Annotated in this window: 14 protein-coding genes; 6 read left to right on the forward strand and 8 right to left on the reverse strand. The window is 67.6% G+C overall.

What is annotated here, in order from left to right; all coding sequences use genetic code 11:
• Positions 1 to 18: 18 nt before the first annotated feature.
• On the reverse strand, positions 19 to 819 hold the full coding sequence (locus ACFQ4G_RS08705; protein ID WP_238207536.1) for a class I SAM-dependent methyltransferase: 801 nt from the start codon (positions 817 to 819) through the stop codon (positions 19 to 21).
• Between the two features lie 310 nt (positions 820 to 1,129).
• On the opposite strand from ACFQ4G_RS08705, the gene ACFQ4G_RS08710 reads away from it, so the two are divergent.
• On the forward strand, positions 1,130 to 2,209 hold the full coding sequence (locus ACFQ4G_RS08710) for an adenylate/guanylate cyclase domain-containing protein (protein WP_238207538.1): 1,080 nt from the start codon (positions 1,130 to 1,132) through the stop codon (positions 2,207 to 2,209).
• On the forward strand, positions 2,206 to 2,688 hold the full coding sequence (locus ACFQ4G_RS08715) for a YaiI/YqxD family protein (protein WP_238207540.1): 483 nt from the start codon (positions 2,206 to 2,208) through the stop codon (positions 2,686 to 2,688). The genes ACFQ4G_RS08710 and ACFQ4G_RS08715 overlap by 4 nt, the downstream gene beginning before the upstream one ends.
• A gap of 43 nt (positions 2,689 to 2,731) precedes the next feature.
• On the opposite strand, the gene ACFQ4G_RS08720 is transcribed toward ACFQ4G_RS08715, so the two are convergent.
• The 3 genes from ACFQ4G_RS08720 to ACFQ4G_RS08730 all read right to left on the reverse strand — a co-directional run bounded on the left by ACFQ4G_RS08720 (position 2,732) and on the right by ACFQ4G_RS08730 (position 6,285).
• The gene (locus ACFQ4G_RS08720) at positions 2,732 to 3,724 is read right to left on the reverse strand and encodes an HD-GYP domain-containing protein (RefSeq protein ID WP_238207541.1); all 993 of its coding nucleotides are present in this window, start codon (positions 3,722 to 3,724) and stop codon (positions 2,732 to 2,734) included.
• Positions 3,725 to 3,941: 217 nt separating this feature from the next.
• Positions 3,942 to 5,249: a flavin monoamine oxidase family protein gene (locus tag ACFQ4G_RS08725; RefSeq protein ID WP_238207542.1), complete on the reverse strand. Its 1,308-nt coding sequence runs from the start codon at positions 5,247 to 5,249 to the stop codon at positions 3,942 to 3,944.
• 100 nt (positions 5,250 to 5,349) lie between these two features.
• Positions 5,350 to 6,285: a Kelch repeat-containing protein gene (locus tag ACFQ4G_RS08730; protein WP_238207543.1), complete on the reverse strand. Its 936-nt coding sequence runs from the start codon at positions 6,283 to 6,285 to the stop codon at positions 5,350 to 5,352.
• A gap of 191 nt (positions 6,286 to 6,476) precedes the next feature.
• Between ACFQ4G_RS08730 and ACFQ4G_RS08735 the strand changes: the two genes are divergently transcribed.
• Positions 6,477 to 7,193 carry a sulfate transporter family protein gene (locus tag ACFQ4G_RS08735; RefSeq protein ID WP_238207544.1) on the forward strand — a complete coding sequence of 239 codons (717 nt, stop codon included), beginning with the start codon at positions 6,477 to 6,479 and terminating at the stop codon, positions 7,191 to 7,193.
• Between the two features lie 8 nt (positions 7,194 to 7,201).
• On the opposite strand, the gene ACFQ4G_RS08740 is transcribed toward ACFQ4G_RS08735, so the two are convergent.
• From ACFQ4G_RS08740 to ACFQ4G_RS08750, 3 genes are all read right to left on the reverse strand, one after another.
• Positions 7,202 to 7,759, reverse strand: a complete 558-nt coding sequence (locus ACFQ4G_RS08740) for a hypothetical protein (RefSeq protein ID WP_238207545.1) — start codon at positions 7,757 to 7,759, stop codon at positions 7,202 to 7,204.
• A complete protein-coding gene (locus ACFQ4G_RS08745) occupies positions 7,759 to 8,031 on the reverse strand; it encodes a hypothetical protein (RefSeq protein ID WP_238207546.1) in 273 nt (90 codons plus the stop codon). The genes ACFQ4G_RS08740 and ACFQ4G_RS08745 overlap by 1 nt, the downstream gene beginning before the upstream one ends.
• A 94-nt stretch (positions 8,032 to 8,125) precedes the next feature.
• Positions 8,126 to 9,283, reverse strand: coding sequence for a complex I NDUFA9 subunit family protein (locus ACFQ4G_RS08750; RefSeq protein WP_238207623.1), 1,158 nt, complete (start codon positions 9,281 to 9,283; stop codon positions 8,126 to 8,128).
• A 457-nt stretch (positions 9,284 to 9,740) separates the two neighbouring features.
• Between ACFQ4G_RS08750 and sfnG the strand changes: the two genes are divergently transcribed.
• From sfnG to gltX, 3 genes are all read left to right on the forward strand, one after another.
• On the forward strand, positions 9,741 to 10,850 hold the full coding sequence (sfnG, locus tag ACFQ4G_RS08755; protein WP_238207548.1) for a dimethylsulfone monooxygenase SfnG: 1,110 nt from the start codon (positions 9,741 to 9,743) through the stop codon (positions 10,848 to 10,850).
• 207 nt (positions 10,851 to 11,057) lie between these two features.
• Entirely contained in the window at positions 11,058 to 12,308 is a 1,251-nt protein-coding gene (locus ACFQ4G_RS08760) for an SfnB family sulfur acquisition oxidoreductase (protein WP_238207550.1), read from the forward strand.
• Between the two features lie 38 nt (positions 12,309 to 12,346).
• Entirely contained in the window at positions 12,347 to 13,690 is a 1,344-nt protein-coding gene (gene gltX, locus ACFQ4G_RS08765) for a glutamate--tRNA ligase (protein ID WP_238207552.1), read from the forward strand.
• A 1-nt stretch (position 13,691) separates the two neighbouring features.
• Here gltX and ACFQ4G_RS08770 read toward each other — a convergent pair whose 3' ends face one another.
• On the reverse strand, positions 13,692 to 14,603 hold the full coding sequence (locus tag ACFQ4G_RS08770; protein WP_238207553.1) for a LysR family transcriptional regulator: 912 nt from the start codon (positions 14,601 to 14,603) through the stop codon (positions 13,692 to 13,694).
• Positions 14,604 to 14,653: the final 50 nt, after the last annotated feature.

Here is a 14,653-nt window from a genome sequence, read left to right on the forward strand (position 1 = left end):
GCAGAGAGTGCGCGGAAACTATTTACGAGCGATGACGAAGGCGAAGCTCGTGAAGGTCCGCCAGTCGCGGGCGCGGGCGAGCCGGGTGAATGCGCCGTCGATTTGGCGGAGACCCGGCAGCTTGTGGAAATAGCTGTAGCCGTAGAACGGCAGCACGACGATCTCGCGGAAACCGATCTCCTTCAGGAGCGGGACGATCGCCGCTTCGCTGCCGCGACAATAATTGTAGTGCGCCGGGAATTTCGGGTTGTCGCCGTCGTCCTTGCGGTCCGGAAAGACGGCGTGGAGAACGGCGCGCGACAGCGCCTCGGGCATCAGTTGATTGACGACGAAGGGGGGCGCGAACAGGGTCGGGAAGAAGCTCAGCGCGGCCCCACCGGGAGAGAGCAGGCCGTGGATGTTGCGCCACATCTGCGCCACGTCCGGAACGTGCTCCATCACCATCGAGCAATAGGCGAAATCGAACCGGTCGCGGCCGACCGTGTCGAGCGTGGATTGCGAGGCGATGTCGCAGCAGAGCTTGGAGAATTCGGGCGGCGCGAGATCGAGCTCCTTCTGCGAGATGTCGTTGATCGTCACCCCGATGCCGTGCCGGAGCAGTTCGGGCGGCTGGAACACCGGGTCGCGACCGCCGCCGATCTCGAGGTGATCGCGGAGGTCGTACTCGTTGGTGAGCGCGACGATCATGTTCTTGTAGTTGTCCCAGCTCCAGTTCCAGTCCGGGGAATAGCCGAGGTCGCGCGCGATCGTCCCGATGTCGCGCTGGGCGACGAGGGCGTCGGACGGTTGGAAGCTCCGGTTCGGACTCGTCATGTTCATCGCGAGGCTCGCCTTCTGAGGCCGCTGATCCGCACGGCAGCGGAGAAGCGTCGCCTATCTGGCGAGGACATTAGGTCGTGCCGCCTTACGGAGATCTCACGCGCGTCGTGACAGCGACGAATTTTCGAAAGCAGCCTTAACGCTCCATGGCCTTAATCGCGCCATCATGGACCGCTGTGCAGGGGAGGCCGGTCGTCGGCGCGGTGCATCGCCCTCGCCCGACTTGACGGCCTTCCGAAGGATGCCAGACCTTGCCCCTCAGCGCGCGACGCCATCGTCTCCGTGACGAGCCAGACCGGGGTGACGTCTGATGCTGCCGCCTCACCGCTGGTTCTGGATCCTCATCCTCGTCGCCTGTGGCGGCGCCGGACTCCTCTACGACCTGCTGTTCGCCAATGGGGCCGCCCCCCTGGCCGGGCTGATCTACGGCCTCGCCGTGGGAGCGACGACCCTCGCCTTCGATCGCGGCCTGATCCTCGGCGGACTTCAGGTGCGCCTGCGCCAGCTTCCGGCCAAGATCTACGTCGTCACCGCCGAGCTCGCCTATGTCCTGATGATCGCCAGCGGGATCGCGCTCGGCGGGCTGATCGTCTGGGCGCTGGGCCTCACCGGCGACGCGCTCAGGGACGCCATCAAGATCACGCCTCGGGTTCTCGCCTATTCGCTGGCGGTCTCCGCGATGCTCGTCTTCGTCATCCGCATGCGCGACCTCATCGGCGGCGAGGTGTTCGTGAACTTCCTCGTCGGCCGTTATCACCGGCCGGTGCGCGAGGAGCGCATCTTCCTCTTCCTCGACGTGGTCGGTTCCACCGCCTTCGCCGAGACCCACGGCGACCTCAAGGCCCAGGCCTATCTCGGCGCCGTCTTCGCCGCCCTGGCCGAGCCGGTGCGCCGCAACCACGGCTCCACCGACGATTACATCGGCGACATGGCGATGATCACCTGGCCGATGGCACGGGGCCTCAAGGACGCCCGCTGCGTCGCCTGCGTCTTCGACGTCCTCGACCGGATCGAGGCCGAGGCGGCGGCCTGGCAGTCGCGCTTCGGCGTAGTCCCGCGCCTGCGGGCGGCCTTGCATGGCGGTTCGATCGTCACCGCGGAAGTCGGGGTCGACCGGCACAAGATCGCCTATTTCGGCGACACGGTGAACGTGACTTCGCGGATCGAGGCCCTGTGCCGCCCCCTCGGGACGGAGCTCCTGATCTCGGACGATCTCCTCGCCCGCCTGCCGCATCTGCCCCAGGGGATCAGCGCCCGCTCGCTCGGCGCGCATGCCCTGCGTGGCCGTGGCCAGCCGCTCGCCGTCTCGACCCTCGAGCGCGCGAGCCTGGCGATCGCCGGTTCGGAGCCGGTGAGGGAGGTCGCTCCGCGCCTGGCCGCATCGCTATGAGCGATCCGGGCTCCGACCGTTCGATCGTCGTCCATATCGATGCCGATGCCTGCCCGGTGAAGGACGAGACCTATCGCGTCGCCGGCCGATACGGCCTGCACGTCTACGTCGTGGCCAACAGCTTCATCTCCCTGCCGCGCGAGCCCTGGATCGAGCGGGTGGTGGTGAGCGACCGTTTCGATGCCGCCGACGACTGGATCGCGGAGCGTGCCCGGCCCGGCGCCGTGGTCGTCACCTCCGACGTGCCCCTCGCGAGCCGCTGCGTGAAGGCCGGGGCAGAGGTCCTCGCACCCACCGGGAAACCCTTCAGCGAGAGCGGGATCGGGCTCGCTCTGGCGACCCGCAACCTGATGCAGGACCTGCGCGAGGCCGGCGCGGTCACGGGCGGCCCCCGCCCGTTCTCGGCCAGGGACCGCTCCGCCTTCCTCGGTGCCCTCGACCGGACCGTCATGCGCCTGAAGCGGGGCGGTTTCGGCTGAGGCCCGCCGCAGCCGAACGGCTGCGATCCGCGGCCGAGGATCCTCAGACGTTGTGCGCCATGGCTTCCCCGAAGGACTGGACCAGTCCGCCCTCGAGGCGCCCCGTCATGTCCGAGAGGATCGCCATGGCGACGGCAGTCGGCATCGCCGGCTTGTAGACACGTTTCTCGGTGAGCGCCGAATAGATGTCGCAGATCGTCAACAGCCTCACGGTATCGCTGACGGCGTTTCCGCTGAGACCGTCGGGATAGCCCGATCCGTCGAGCATCTCGTGATGATGCCGCACGGCGTCGAGGGTGGCGGCGTCGCAGCCGCTCGGCTTCAGCTTCTCGTAGCCGATGACCGGGTGGGTCCGCATGATCGCGGTCTCCGCATCGTCGAGCCGACCCGGCTTGTTGAGGATCGCGAGGGGAATCTTGGCCTTCCCCAGATCGTGCAGCAATGCGGCGCGGACGAAGTGACTGCGGTCGTCTTCCGCGAAGCCGAGATGGAGCGAGAACTTCGCGGCCACTCCGGCCACCAGCAGGCAATGCTGATAGGTGGCGTCGTCATGGGTCCACACCCTGTCGAGCCAGCGGGTCAGCCCGCCCTCGCGCACCGCCGAAATGATGGGGTCGAGGCTGGCATCGACATGGGTCATGGAGACGTGATCGTTCGTCCGCGCGCTATCGAACAGGCGCGTCAGGACCTCGGTGGCACGGGCGACGCCACGCTCGATGGTGCGGTTCGGCCGTTCCGCGCGATCCTGGATCACCTGCGACATCACCGTGCGTGCGACCATGGCGGGAGGGGTCAGCGCGGAGAGGCAGCAGGTCGCGCCGAGGTTCTTGGCGTCGCGCAAGCTGGTTTCGCTCATGTTCCGCAGCAGGGAGATCACGGGAATATCTGCGGATTTCAGTTCCGCGAAGGCGCTACGCATGGCCGAAGCAGCATCGCGCCGGTCGAGGGTCACGTCGGAAACCACACCGATCGGCTGCTGCTCGAGTTCGAAGGTCGCATCGAACCTGAAGACCTTGCACTCCGCGACGAGACTCAATTCTCTGCGCAGTATATCGCTGTTGTCGGGCCGATCCGTGATTAAGAATACTGTCCCATCGAACATTCGGGGCCGGTCCGAGCTTCCATGTCCATTAGCAAGTGATACTCGGCGAAAAACATGGAGAGACTATTAACTCGACCGTCGATCGACGTTCCAGGCCCGCGAATCGACAAATCTACGTTTTTCCGAATCCGCATGTTTGAAGAGATAGCAATTAAACAATATGTAATGAGCAGTTCGCCGCAGCCATCGTGCCTTCTTCATAAGCACCGCCGGCGGTGCCCCACTGAAGACGTGAGAGCGCTTCACCAGCAAACCATATCTTGTTGCCGATCGGTGTCTGAAGACGCTGCCGTGCCGGCGCGTGCCCCGGCGGTACGACGGCCCATGAGCCGAGAGACCAGGGGTCGTGGCGCCACTCGCTGATGGCAGGAATGGAAAGATCGTGCAGGGCGCGGTGGCCGAAATGGTCCGCCAGGACGGAGCGGACTAGGCGGCGCGCGGCATCCGGGTCGCGGCCCCGCGCATCGAGGGCCTGCGCCATGTGCGTATCGAGTTCGAAGAAGTGAAACGGCGTATCGTCGACGCGCGTCAGCAGGCCGGGTGGGCGGTGGCGCCCGCCGACCATGGCGGCGAGCCGGTCCCGTCCCTGGAACGGTGCGGACGGCCAATGCAGCACGGCATGCTCGTATATCCCGCTCGAGAACCCGTCGATGGCCGCGCGCGTCTCGGGCGGCAGCGCCGGGTTGAACAGGGGTGAGGCGCGCAGCACCATCATCGGGATCGTGACGATCACCGCCTCGGCGTGCCGCACCGATCCGTCCGCGACTTCCACGGCGACACCGGGGCCCGACCAGTCGATGCGCACGACGGGAGTGTTCAGCGCGATCGGCAATCCTTGCGCGAGGCGCGCCAGGTATCCGCCATAGCCGCCGGCGATGAAACGGTTGTCGCCGTATTCCATGCTGGGAAAATCGTGGAGCGAGACCTCGGTCAGCGGACGTCCGGAGACGAGGCCGTGGACGAGGGAGATGCGTTCGGCCCAGGGGCCGAGGCCCGGCGGCAATGCGCTCGATGCCGGGCGGTCGGGACCGTCGAGGCCGGCCTGCACGGTCAGGGCGCGATCGGCCACCGAGAAGGCACGGGCATGGGCGGCGGCCTCCGCCGGGCGCCCCTTGCGGCCGGACACGAACAGGTGCCCTTCCTGCGCTGCCACCCTCAGGGGCTCGCCGCGCGCCTCGCCCAGTCGGACCAGCGGGTTGATCGGTCCGGCATGGAGCCAGTGCCCGCCGAGATCCACCGGATGGCCGCGCAGATTCGTGGTGACGAGCCGCCCGCCGATCCTGTCGCGCGCCTCCAGCACGGCGACGGAGACGCCCCGCTCCGTGAGGGTCCGCGCCGCCGCGATACCGGCGGCTCCCGCACCGACCACGATCACGTCGGCATGGGCGGGAAGCGGCGCGAGACGGGGGGCGATGCTCGGCCGGAAACGATCATGCGCAGGACGGGGTGTCGGGATCATGCGGGGCGGGCTTCCGGGAGACGGGGACGCGATCCTCTACCAGCCGCCACCGGCGCGCGCACCTCACGGCCCGGCGCCGTCGGCCGCTCACCTCACGCCGTCATGGTGACGGCAACGGCGTCGGATCGAGCACCTCCACGAGAGAGGACCGGTCTCCCCCGGGCCGGGGGCTGCCGAGAAGGGAATGGATTCGCCCCTCATGGGTCACGGCGCCGAAGCCGTGCCGGGGGTGGCGCAGGCGCGCCAGCGCACGCCAGAGATCCGCACGCGGATCGTACGCCTCCACCGCATCGAAGGTCTTCGATGCGGATTCCCCGCCGATGACGATCACCTCGCGGCCGAGCACCGTCGAGGCCGCGCCGCTGCGGGGGGTGGGAAGCGGTGCTGCCGCGTTCCAACGGTCGGCGGCGGCATCGTAGACCTCGTTGACCGCGAGGTTGCGGGACGGCTCGCCATCGACGCGTCCGCCCGTGGCGACCAGCTTGCCGTCGACGGCCTGGACCGACAGGTGGTCCCTCGGCGTCGGCAGGGGCGCCGCGCTCGTCCAGGAATCCGTCGCCGGATCGTAGACCTCGTGGGCCGGAGAATTCGCGCGCCCGCTGACACTTCCGCCGACGACATGGATCGCCGTGCCGATGACGGTCGCCCCGCCGGCCGCGCGCGGCGTAGGGAGGTCGCGGCGACGCTCCCAGGCATCGGCCCCGGGATCGTAGACCCAGACCTTTCCGCTCGCCTCCCAGCCGTTCACGTAACCGCCGAACACGTAGATCCTGCCCCCATAGCCGGCCGCCATGGTGTGATGGACCGGATAAGGAAACGGAGCTCCCTTGGTCCAGGTCTCGCGCGAGGGATCGTAGATCAGAAGCTCGGTGGCTCCGGCAAAATCGCCGATCACGTAGGCCCTACCGTCGATGGCGGCGACGGCCACCTCCGAGCGCTCGGCCGGTGCCGGCCGTCCCGCTCTCCAGCCGCCGACCTCATGCGCATGGGCGCCGCCGACGACAAGGGCGACTGCGATGGCGAGACCGAATCTCATGGTCGGAAGCTCATGTCGCCGGTGTTCCCATGGAGGGGTGCCGGCTGGAAACGCGCGACGGCGGCGAAAAGGTTCGGGCCGTAACCGCCCGCCGGGGTTGCGCCGTGGCGCGCGCGACACCAGAACCCGGTGCTGACGGCGGGTCCCGCACAGGCGCCCGCTTACAAACGCGGAACAAGGACCCTGGCGCCATGCTCATTCAGGCCGCCTACGCTGCCGCCAGGCAGGTGCTCTCGCCGCCGCTGCGGGCGATTCTCTGGAAGTCCCTGGCCCTCACCCTCGGGCTTCTCGTCCTGATCTGGGCCGGCCTGACCAAGGCGATCGACTGGTTCCTGGCGAACCACCACCTCTCGGCGAGCTACCCGTTCCTCGACACGATGGCGGTGTTCTTCGCCGGTGCGGGCCTGTTCATCGGCCTCGCCTACGTCATGCCGGCGGTCTCGATCCTGGTGGCGGGCTACTTCCTCGACGATGCCGCCGCGATCGTGGAGCGCACCGACTTTCCGGGCGATGCGCCGGGCACCGCGCTGCCGATCGGCTCGGCGATGCTCTACGCCCTGCGCTTCGCGGGCCTCGCCCTGCTGGTCAACCTCGTCGCGCTGATCCTGTTCTTCGTGCCCGGCGTGAACCTCGTGGCGTTCTTCCTCGCCAACACCTACCTGCTCGGGCGGGAATATTTCGAGCTCGCCGCCGGGCGCTTCCGGCCGATGCCGGAAGCCGGGGCCATGCGCCGGCATTTCAGCCTGACCACCATGACGGCCGGCGCCATGCTGGCGGGCCTGATGGTGGTGCCCGTCCTCAACCTGCTGACGCCGCTCTTCGGCATCGCCCTGATGGTCCATGTCCACAAGGGGCTGAGCCGGAAGCTGGTGCCGGTGGGGGCGGAAGTGCGCAAGCGGTTGGGGTGAGGAAGGGATCACTGGTCCCGCAACTTCCCCTTCAGCGAAAGCAACAGGGCCACGGCGTGCTTCGTGTCGCGATCGGCGGCGGAAGCGGCACTTTTCCAGTCCCGTATGGCTCGCCGTACCCGGCGGTGAAGCTGTCGGGCATCCGTCGCGCTCAGAGGTTCGCTCAGATTATAGTCAGCGTCTTCCCGTTTCGCTTTCGCATCGAGATACGCGGTCGCCAACTGTTGAACGAAGGCTGGTGTGGAAATCGGACCCGCAGCCGTAGCCGGCAATCGAAACAGATCTTCGACGGATTTCTCAATAGTTGCGCCCTTCAGCTTTCCGTAAGTGATGGTCAATCCCGTATGGGAGAGCGTACGAACAAACAGCCTCCGTCTTTGACGAAGTTCGTTGCTCGTACCGATCAGTCTCAGGGCGGCTTCGTCGAGACTGAAATGGAAAATCGCATAATAGGACGTCGAAATACTTCTGCGTACGCAGGCGGATTTGAGTGGGCCTTTCTGACCCGTGCGCCGTGCGTGCAACCGCGCGGCAGCCCGCAACAGATCGTCGGAAAAGTTGGACATCAAGGCTCGGAGAAACGAACGCTGGGAAAACGGTCATCCTTCTTGGAAATCTCTCCCTCGATGGAGGATGTGATCGTATCGACATCATCTTCCGAGAGCTCGTCCAAGTTTTTAAAATGAATGAGAATTCTCAGAAATTCGCCTTCGTCGTCGTAATTGCTGGCTTCGACGTCGACTCCGTTGAGTGCCTTTGCGAATGGTGACGAGCCGACAATCTTCCTTACGAGTGTCGCGACATCACTTGGGTTCGCATGTTTCAGGTCGGCTTTCATCCATATCAGAGATTAAAGCCCATAGGTTTGATCTCCGGAGCACGCATTTCAACGTCAACGCATGCAAGACGTTATCGCGGATACGAAACTCGATCTAACCGCGCGTCCCCCACCGCACGCCCATCCGGCTCGGGGCCGCCGCATCGGGGCCGACAGGAGGACCGCTGCGGGTCGGAGCGGCCGGAGGTGGGGTGGCGGCGGTCTCCCGCTCGACCTCGAGGACCGTTTCCTTGGTGAACTGGCCGGCCTTGCGGAAGGTCCAGAGATAGCCCGGCACGATGGCGGCCATGGCGGACGGAAGGATGCCGAGGCCGTCCAGCGTGCGGCCTTCCGCCTTGGCGGCTTCCGAGACCACGTTGTCCGTCTGGAGCAGGGTCACCTGGTCGCGCGTGAGCTTGAGGCTGTCCGGCAGCAGGCCGAGGCTCAGCGTGTCGATCGTCTCGATCACGCGGGCCTGCAGCATGGCGAGGGGCTTCGGCAGGTCGACCACGAGGCGCCGGCGCATGGTGGTCTTGAGCATGTAGCGGACGAGGGCGTCGAGGGTCTCGACCTCGGGCCCGCCGAGTTCGTAGACCCGACCGGCCTCGGCCTGCCCGTCCACCGCACGGGCGACCGCCTCGGCCACGTCTCCGACGAAGACCGGCTGGAAGCGCGTCCCGGCTCCGGCCAGCGGCAGGACCGGCAGAAGGCGGGCGAGCGACGCGAAGCGGTTGAAGAAGCTGTCGCCGGGGCCGAAGACCAGGGAGGGGCGAAGGATCACCGATCGAGGCTGGGCCGCGAGGACGTTCGCCTCGCCCAGCGCCTTCGAACGGGCGTACTGAGATTCGGAAGTCTCGTCCGCCCCGATCGCAGAGACATGGACGACCGGAGCGCCGACGCTGGCGGCCGCCCGCGCGATCTCGCCCGCGCCCTCGGCCTGGAGGCGCAGGAAGCTCTGCTTGCCGCTCTCCTGCAGGATGCCGACGAGGTTCACCACCACATCGGCGCCCTCCACCGCCCGGGCGATGGAATCGGGATAGCGCAGGTTCGCTTGGACGGCGATGATCTGCCCGACCTTGCCGAGCGGCTGCAGGAAGAGCGCGAGGTCCGGGCGGCGGACGGCGACGCGGATGCGATAGCCGCGCTTGGCCAGCGCGCGCACTACGTGACGCCCGAGAAAGCCGGAGCCGCCGAAGACGGTGACGAGCTGCGACGACGGCCTCGGCAGGGCAGGGCCGGCGGCCGGAGAGGTCGAAGCGTCGAAGCCGGTCATCGCCTGGTTCTCACCTGTCATCCGAAACGCCGCGCCGTGCCCCGTCCGGGCCCGCGCGACCCTCCGTCAGTCACCACTGAATGCGGGGATTACCATCGCTCGCGCATCGATAGCTAGGGCCGTCTGCCGCTCTGCGGGAGGCTCCGGCGAACATGAAACGCCCTCGTCCTGGAAAACCTCGCGGACCGGCCCTCCCGAGATGCCCCGCTATCGCCGGTGCCGGTCCTGTCGGAACACGATCTTCTCGTCCGAGCCCCGTTCGCCGGAAGATTGTCCCGGCATGATCAAAGAAAAAGTATTTCTCTTCCTTTGACTATGGCCTGTCTTCGTAAGACATTCTTCGCACCAAGTTCACAACGCAAGCAAGTCTTCATGGTCTGCTTGGGTTCATAATGTATACACTTGCGGTCGCAACATCGATCGGGCCGCATGATCTCTCGAATTCGCGGATGGATGCATGACTCGCCCGAACCACAACGGCCTTGAGCCGATCCGTTTCGCCTATTGGGTGCCGAACGTGTCAGGTGGCCTCGTCATCAGCAAGATCGAGCAGCGCACGAGCTGGGATGCCGACTATAACCGCAAGCTCGCCCAGATCGCGGAGGAGGCCGGGTTCGACTACGCCCTGACCCAGATCCGCTTCACCGCCGGCTACGGCGCCGAGTACCAGCACGAATCGGTGGCGTTCAGCCACGCGCTGCTGGCCGCCACATCGACGATCAAGGTCATCGCCGCGCTCCTGCCCGGACCGTGGAACCCGACCATCGCCGCCAAGCAGATCGCCACGATCAGCCAGCTCACCAACGGGCGCATCGCCATCAACGTCGTGTCGGGCTGGTTCTCGGGCGAGTTCCGCGCCATCGGCGAGCCCTGGCTCGACCATGACGAGCGCTACCGCCGCTCGGAGGAGTTCATCCGTGCGCTTCGCGGGATCTGGACCCAGGACGATTTCAGCTTCCGCGGCGATTTTTACCGCTACACCAACTACACCCTGAAGCCGAAGCCGGCCGACCCGCAGCCGGAGATCTTCCAGGGCGGCTCGTCGCGCGCGGCGCGGGACATGGCGGCGCGTGTGTCCGACTGGTACTTCACCAACGGCAACACCCCGGAGGGCATCCGGGCCCAGGTGGACGACATCCAGGCCAAGGCCGCGGCCAACGGGCATTCGGTCAAGGTCGGCGTCAACGCCTTCGTCATCGCCCGCGACACCGAGGAGGAGGCGCGCGCCGTCCTCCAGGAGATCATCGACAACGCCGATCCGGATGCGGTGAAGGCCTTCGGCCACGAGGTGAAGAATGCCGGCAAGGCCTCACCGGAAGGGGAGGGGAACTGGGCGAAATCGAGCTTCGAGGACCTCGTCCAGTACAATGACGGCTTCAAGACCAACCTCATCGGCACGCCCGACCAGATCGCCGAGCGCATCGTCGCCCTGAAGGATGCCGGTGTCGATCTCGCGCTCCTCGCCTTCCTGCATTTCCAGGAGGAGGTCGCCTATTTTGGCGCCCACATCATCCCGAAGGTGAGGGCTCTGGAGGCCGCGCGCGAGCGCCGGGCCGAGGCGGCATGAGGCGCCTTGCGGGCGCCGACACGCACGGTTGCATTCACGTCATTCCGGGGCCGCGAAGCGGAGCCCGGAATCCAGACCCATAGGTCGTTCTCCAGTCTTCACCCGATGCGGTTCTGGATTCCGGGTTCGCCTGTGGCGCCCCGGAAAGACGGAGACGCGCGATGTGAAGCGGCCTGTCGGCGAGAACCAGCCATAGGAGAGTCCCTCATGAACATCGCCGTCAGCGCCCAGTCGCTCGAATCCGCCAGGGGCGCTCCGCCGGTTCCCCGGCCGACCTCGCCCGCCCACGTCATCCGCGACGACGAGGAGGCGATCCGGGTCGCGCATGCCCTCGCCAAGACGTTTCGCGAGGGCGCGTCCGAGCGCGATTCCACCAACCGGCGGCCCTATGCCGAGCTTGATGCGTTCTCGCAGAGCGGATTGTGGTCGATCAACGTGCCGAAGGCCTTCGGCGGCCCGGAAGTCTCCTACAAAACCCTGGCCCAGGTGGTCGCCATCGTCTCGGCGGCCGATCCGTCGATCGGGCAGATCTCGCAGAACCATCTCGGCATCGTCGCGGCGATCCGCACGGTCTCGGACCCCGAGCAGCAGGCGCTGCTGTTCGGCGAGGTCCTGAAGGGCATCCGCTTCGGCAACGCCTTCTCCGAGATCGGCACGCCGCGCGCCACCGACTTCAAGACCCATTTCGTCGATGACGGCGACCACGTCATCGTGCGCGGCAAGAAGTTCTATTCCACCGGCGCGCTCCTCGCCCATCTCGTCCCCATCGTGGCCCTCGATGGCGAGGGCCGCGCCTGGTACGCCATCGCCGACCGGCGCGCCCCGGGGCTCATCGTCATCGACGACTGGTCGGCCTTCGGCCAGCGGACCACGGCGAGCGGCACCGTCATCATCGACGAGGTGCGGGTGCCCAAGACCCATCTGGTCCCAGCCTGGAAGGGCTACGAGCATCCGCGCTCGGACGGCGCCGTCTTCCAGATCATCCAGGCGGCGGTGGATGCCGGCATCGCCAGGGAGGCCATCGACGACACAGTGGCCTTCGTCCGCACCAAGACCCGCCCCTGGGTCGATAGCGGCCAGGACCGCGCCTCCGACGACCCCTACACGATCCAGGCGATCGGCGAATTGACGATCCGCCTCCATGCCGCCGAAGCCATCCTCGACCGGGCCGGCCTCGCCCTCGACGAGGCGGTGGCCAATCCGAGCGCGGAAACGGTCGCCGCCGCCCAGCTCGCCGTCGCCGAATCGAAGGTGCTCACCACCGAGATCGCGGTGCTGGCGAGCAGCAAGCTGTTCGAGCTCGCCGGCACCCGCTCGACCCTGGCCGAGAGCAATCTCGACCGGCACTGGCGCAACGCCCGCACCCACACGCTCCACGACCCGGTGCGCTGGAAATACGCGATCATCGGCAACCATGCGCTGAACGGGGTCAACCCGCCGTTCCACGCCTGGAGCTGACGGTCCCCAGCAGCGCGAAAATCGGCTAGAGGGCGGGCATGACATCTGCCCCCCTCGTTCGCTTCGCGCCGTCGCCCACCGGCTACCTCCATATCGGCAATGCCCGTCCGGCGCTGCTGAACGCCTTGTTCGCGCGGGCGCGGGGCGGGCGCTTCCTGCTGCGGCTCGACGATACCGACCGGGAGCGCTCGACCGAGGAATTCGCGAAGGCCATCGAGGAGGACCTTGCCTGGCTCGGGATCGTGCCGGATCTCTTCGCCCGGCAGTCGGACCGCTGCGCCATCCACGACGCAGCGGCCGAGCGGCTGAAGGCGGCGGGCCGGCTCTACCCCTGCTACGAGACCCAGGACGAGTTGGAGCGCCGTCGCCGGCGCCAGCTCGGCCGCGGCCAGCCGCCGATCTACGACCGGGCGGCGCTCGGCCTCACCGTCGACGAGCGCGCGGCGCTGGAGGCCGAAGGGCGAACCCCGCATTGGCGGTTCAAGCTCGATCATCGCAGCGTCGCCTGGGACGACCTCGTGCGCGGCGAGGCGCATGTCGATTGCGCCTCGCTTTCCGACCCGGTGCTGATCCGCGCCGACGGCAGCTACCTCTACACGCTGCCCTCCGTGGTTGACGATGCCGAGATGGGCATCACCCACGTCATCCGCGGCGAGGACCACGTCACCAATACCGGCGTGCAGATCCAGATCTTCGAGGCCCTGGGGCAGACGGTGCCGGTCTTCGGCCACCACAACCTCCTCACCACGGCCGATGGCGAGGGCCTGTCGAAGCGGCTCGGCCACCTCTCCCTCCGTGGCCTGCGCGAGGCCGGCTACGAACCCGGCGCCGTGCGCTCCCTCGCCGTGCTCACCGGCTCGGCCGAGGCGGTGCGGGCGGTCGATTCCCTGGACGAACTCGCCGGCCTCGTGGACCTCGCCCATATCTCGCGGGCGCCGGCCAAGTTCGATCCGCATGAGCTCGACGGGCTCAACGCCCGCCTGATCCACGCCATGCCCTACGAGGCGGCGCGTGGGCGCCTGCTGGCCATGGGCATCCCGGAGGAGCGCGCGCAGGCGTTCTGGACGGTGATCCAGCCCAATCTCACCAAGGTCGGGGATGCCGCCGAATGGTGGCGGATCGTGGCCGGCGACGTGACGCCCGTCATCGCCGATGCCGGCTTCATCCATGCCGCGTCGGAGGTGCTGCCGCCCGAGCCCTGGGACGGCCAGACCTGGAAGGCCTGGACCAACGCGGTGAAGGAGAAGACCGGCGCCAAGGGCAAGGCGCTGTTCATGCCGCTCCGCCTTGCCTTGACCGGGCTGGAACACGGGCCGGACCTGTCGGGCCTTCTGCCGCTCATCGGGCGCGAGACGGTGGTGGCGCGGCTCGCCGCCGCCTGAATCAGGCGCCTGCGCCCGCCCGATTCGTCACGAGCGCATCGCGCTCGGTTTCGAGATGTCCGATGAGCCGCTGGGCGAGCCGGCCCGGCGGGCGCCCCGCCGGGCGGATCAGCACCGTCTCGATGGGCAGGCGCGGCCGGAACGGACGCAGCACGATGGGCAGGCCCGCGAGCTCGCGGGCCGGAAGGGGATCGACGATGGCGAGGCCCAGCCCCTCCGCCACGAGCCCGCACCGCGCCGCCGTGTATTGCGCCATGAGGGAGAAGCGCGGGCTCAATCCGGCCTGCGCGAAGGCCTCCTCGATCGCCTGCTGAAACACCCCCGGTGCCCCGGCGATGAGGGTTTCGCCGACGAGATCGTGCACCCCGATCGTCCGCTTGGCCGCCAGCGCGTGGCGCCGGGGCAGGGCACAGACCGCATCGACCGCGAGGAAAGCCTCGCTGACCACGCCCGAGAAGCCCGAGCGGGGCCGGACCAGCCCGATATCGCATTGTCCCGAGGCGGCCCAGGCCCAGATCGTCTCCGGTGCCGGCACGTGGACCGCCACCTGGATGCCGGGTGAGTCCTCGCTCAGACGCCGGATCGCCCTCGGCAGCAGGCGGGAGGCCAGCGACGGCTGGCAGGCGACGCGCAACGGCCCGGTGCCGAGGTCGCGGATCAGGCGGGCCGCCTGGGACAGATGGTCGAGCCCGGCATAGGTCCGCTCCACCTCGCGAGCGAAGGCCTCGCCTTCCTGCGTCGGCAGCGCGCTGCCATGGCCGCGCACGAACAGCGCGAAGCCGAGATCGGCTTCCAGCTGCGCGACGGCGCGGCTGACATGAGGCTGGCCGATGCCGAGGGCGGCGGCGGCCCTCGTCATCCCGCCATGGCGCAGCACCGCGCGAAACAGATCGATATGGGCCGGGTTCATCATGCCTGTTCTGCATGGAAACGAAGAGGACAGGCATTTGACGGCATGAGCGC

The sequence above is a fragment of the Methylobacterium marchantiae genome (assembly GCF_042679825.1).
Taxonomy (GTDB): Bacteria; Pseudomonadota; Alphaproteobacteria; order Rhizobiales; family Beijerinckiaceae; genus Methylobacterium; species Methylobacterium marchantiae.

Coding starts and splice junctions, on each gene's coding strand:
- ACFQ4G_RS08705 (WP_238207536.1), bottom strand. CDS start 819: ATGAACATGACGAGTCCGAACCGGAGCTTCCAACCGTCCGACGCCCTC.
- ACFQ4G_RS08710 (WP_238207538.1), top strand. CDS start 1,130: ATGCTGCCGCCTCACCGCTGGTTCTGGATCCTCATCCTCGTCGCCTGT.
- ACFQ4G_RS08715 (WP_238207540.1), top strand. CDS start 2,206: ATGAGCGATCCGGGCTCCGACCGTTCGATCGTCGTCCATATCGATGCC.
- ACFQ4G_RS08725 (WP_238207542.1), bottom strand. CDS start 5,249: ATGATCCCGACACCCCGTCCTGCGCATGATCGTTTCCGGCCGAGCATC.
- ACFQ4G_RS08730 (WP_238207543.1), bottom strand. CDS start 6,285: ATGAGATTCGGTCTCGCCATCGCAGTCGCCCTTGTCGTCGGCGGCGCC.
- ACFQ4G_RS08735 (WP_238207544.1), top strand. CDS start 6,477: ATGCTCATTCAGGCCGCCTACGCTGCCGCCAGGCAGGTGCTCTCGCCG.
- ACFQ4G_RS08740 (WP_238207545.1), bottom strand. CDS start 7,759: ATGTCCAACTTTTCCGACGATCTGTTGCGGGCTGCCGCGCGGTTGCAC.
- ACFQ4G_RS08745 (WP_238207546.1), bottom strand. CDS start 8,031: ATGAAAGCCGACCTGAAACATGCGAACCCAAGTGATGTCGCGACACTC.
- ACFQ4G_RS08750 (WP_238207623.1), bottom strand. CDS start 9,283: ATGACCGGCTTCGACGCTTCGACCTCTCCGGCCGCCGGCCCTGCCCTG.
- sfnG (WP_238207548.1), top strand. CDS start 9,741: ATGACTCGCCCGAACCACAACGGCCTTGAGCCGATCCGTTTCGCCTAT.
- ACFQ4G_RS08760 (WP_238207550.1), top strand. CDS start 11,058: ATGAACATCGCCGTCAGCGCCCAGTCGCTCGAATCCGCCAGGGGCGCT.
- gltX (WP_238207552.1), top strand. CDS start 12,347: ATGACATCTGCCCCCCTCGTTCGCTTCGCGCCGTCGCCCACCGGCTAC.
- ACFQ4G_RS08770 (WP_238207553.1), bottom strand. CDS start 14,603: ATGATGAACCCGGCCCATATCGATCTGTTTCGCGCGGTGCTGCGCCAT.